Source organism: Streptomyces sp. WM4235, assembly GCF_001279725.1.
In the GTDB taxonomy this organism is placed as follows: domain Bacteria; phylum Actinomycetota; class Actinomycetes; order Streptomycetales; family Streptomycetaceae; genus Streptomyces.
This window is the reverse complement of the sequence record NZ_LGDE01000154.1, coordinates 1-2133: the sequence shown is the minus strand read 5'-3', so window position 1 is coordinate 2133 and position 2133 is coordinate 1. Positions and strand designations below refer to the sequence as shown.

Here is a 2133-nt window from a genome sequence, read left to right as displayed (position 1 = left end):
ACACCCGCCCCGATCCGTCCCGATCCGCCCCGAACACCCGCCCCGAGCACCCCGTGAGCGACCTGTGAACGACCGACCCCGTGAGCAACCGATGCCCCGAGACCTCCACAACGTCCGATACGCCTCGGCGGAATCCGCCCCGACGTCGACCCCGTTGACCGACGACGAGGAGCGCCGCGCGCGGACGACCCTGTTCCACGAGCTCGGCGGCACGATCTCCGAACAGGGCTGGGTCCGTTTCCCCGCCCACTCGCCCGAGGAGCGCCGTCGTCTCGTGGACGTCGCACGGCGCCTCGGCGCCCACTGGGGCCGGGAGGTGTTCGTCGAGGCCGAGGACCCGTGCGTGATGAGGCTGTACGTCGCCGGGTACGGGGCGGTCACCCCCCGGCAGCCGGACGCCTGACCGGCCCCCTCCACCTGGCGCCCGTGCCGGGCCGCACGCAGCATCGGATCATGGCCGACAGTGGCAAGTGGGCGGGGCCGGCGGGACGGGAGACCGCGGCCCGGCACCTGCGCCGGGGCGTGGACGTCGTCCAGGACGTGAGCCGGCGCGGTGCAGAACTGCCCTGGCGGACGCTCGTGGCCGCGCTCGTCGTCCTCGCGGTGGTCTGCGGGGCCGGCATCAGCCTGTACCTCGACGAGCGCAACACCCGACAGCAGACGGTCGTCATCGGCCCCGAGCGGGCCCCGGACCGCTTCGACGTCGACGCCGACATCCAGCTCACCGACCCCACGCTGCACCAGATCACCCTGCGGCTCACCGTCACCCCCGTCGGCCGCTACGAGGGCCCCGACGGCTACCCGACCCAGCCCCTCACCCTCCACACGAACACCACCGGGCAACAGGCGCTCACCTTCGCCCCGGGCAGCGGGCTGTGGATGCGCGACATCGACCTCCCGCTCGAAGGCGGCACCTCGTCGGACTATCCCTTCGACCGCTACGCCGCCGAGTTCGCCTTCGCCGCGACGAGCGGCGACTCGCCGGAGCGGGTACCGATCGTGCTGTGGTTCCACGACAGCGACCCGTACTTCACCTACAAGCCGGGCGCGGGCTCGTACCGGGGCCAGTCGGTCCACCTGCTCAGCGCGGTGAAGCGCTCGCGCAGCACGTTCATCCTCGCCTGGTTCATGATCGCCGCCATGTGGGCCGTCGCCCTCGCGATCGTCACCGCCTGTTGGCTCGTCGTCGGCCAGCGCCGCGGCCTGCTCTGGCCCGCCCTCGGCTGGATGGCCGCCAGCCTCTTCGCCCTCGTCGGCCTGCGCAACGCCGCCCCCGGGTCACCCCCCAACGGCTGCCTGCTCGACTACCTCGCGTTCTACTGGGCCGAGGCCCTCATCGTCCTCAGCCTCACCGTTCTCGTGTTCCAGGGCATCCGCATCGAGCACCACCACGGGGGCCCCGTCTCCGAGGGCCGACGCGGCGGTACGAGGGGGCGCGCCCGGTCACCGCGCACGCGCGCCGTCCCGGCCGGCCACCGCCGCCGCCACCGCTCCTGAGCCGTCGTACGGTCGGGGCGCCGGGGCGGGTCGGCAGAAGGACGTGCCGGGTCAGCAGAAGGACGTGCCCGACGGCGGGACGAAGGTGGCGGCGAGGGTGCCTTCGGCTTCGACCTTCACGTCCATGGCGCCGCGGCCGGCCGCGGTGAAGGAGGTCGGCATCTGCAAGTCGTCCGGAAGCTCGTCGATCGGGATGTCGTGGCCGACGTGGACGACCGACAGCGAGCCGCGGCACCCCGTCGAATCGGGCGGGACACTGCCCTTGGCGATGCCGTCCTCCGGGCCGACCGAGAGGGACGGGCGGTCCATGAGCGTGTAACGGAACTCGTACGTGGGTGCCGTGGGGGACGTCCGGGGCCGGCCGGCCGCGTCGCTCGCGCGGGTCATGTCCACCCAGAAACGGCTGAGGCGCACCTCGACCGCCTCGCACGGACGCTCGGTCTGTTCCGGGCGGAAGTTCAGTCCGTCCCCGTCGATGGTCAGGGCCTTGCTGCCGTAGGAACCGCTGGTGCTCTTCAACCCGGCGAGGTACCGGGCACGTTTCCCCGTGTCCATGGCCTTGGTGTCCACGCACTCCCCGCCCGCATCCTCCGGGGTGGGGGCCGCGGTCGCGGTCGGGGTCGCGGAGGGGGCGGG

The 2133-nt window shown here is 72.9% G+C and carries 3 protein-coding genes; 2 read left to right on the top strand and 1 reads right to left on the bottom strand.

All coding sequences use genetic code 11. From position 1 onward, the window contains the following. Window positions 1-91: 91 nt before the first annotated feature. The gene (locus tag ADK55_RS13825) at window positions 92-403 is read left to right on the top strand and encodes a hypothetical protein (protein WP_053678529.1); all 312 of its coding nucleotides are present in this window, start codon (window positions 92-94) and stop codon (window positions 401-403) included. A gap of 50 nt (window positions 404-453) precedes the next feature. Further along, window positions 454-1497 carry a DUF4436 family protein gene (locus ADK55_RS13820; RefSeq protein WP_053678527.1) on the top strand — a complete coding sequence of 348 codons (1044 nt, stop codon included), beginning with the start codon at window positions 454-456 and terminating at the stop codon, window positions 1495-1497. Window positions 1498-1548: 51 nt separating this feature from the next. Here the strand turns inward: ADK55_RS13820 and ADK55_RS13815 are convergent. After that, a partial coding sequence (locus ADK55_RS13815; RefSeq protein WP_159041388.1) for a hypothetical protein occupies window positions 1549-2133 on the bottom strand: 585 nt, incomplete at its 5' end.